The organism is Bartonella queenslandensis AUST/NH15 (assembly GCF_000312585.1).
GTDB lineage: Bacteria > Pseudomonadota > Alphaproteobacteria > Rhizobiales > Rhizobiaceae > Bartonella > Bartonella queenslandensis_A.
In genome coordinates this window covers 1-420 of record NZ_HE998147.1, presented here as the reverse complement: position 1 = coordinate 420, position 420 = coordinate 1, and the positions used below count along the sequence as shown (strand labels likewise).

Annotated in this window: 1 pseudogene; it reads left to right on the top strand. The window is 36.2% G+C overall.

Annotation, left to right across the window (positions count from 1 at the left end):
- Positions 1–310 (top strand): annotated as a pseudogene (locus BN338_RS09675) (YfjI family protein); the annotation flags it as partial.
- Between the last annotated feature and the right edge of the window lie 110 nt (positions 311–420).

The following is a 420-nucleotide window of genomic DNA, read 5'->3' as shown; positions in this document are numbered from 1 at the left end:
GTATTGGGAAGAATATTTGTTAAGTCATATTCAACGTCTTTACGCGGCGGGGAATACATTAATAGCAGAGCGTGCCAAATTAATTGTCGAGCGTTGTGATTGTTTACCCGATGTTTTTACACACCGTGATATTCATCAAAGAAATTGGAGTTCTTTAAAAGACAAAGAAGCCGTGAAGCAAGCTTTAGAGCTCTTGTGCCGTTGCAACTATCTTCGTAAAAGCTTTGGAGATAAAACGCAAAAAGTCGGACGCTCTACAATACGCTATGAATGGCACCCTTTGGTGAAAAGTCATAAAACCGAACAATAAAGAAACTTCTTTTGAGAATTTTATCACTTTTGGGTATTTTGGGCCTTCTTTTGGGGGGCCTATTTTTTTTTAAAAATGAGTTAAAATAAAAAGCGTTATATATCAATATA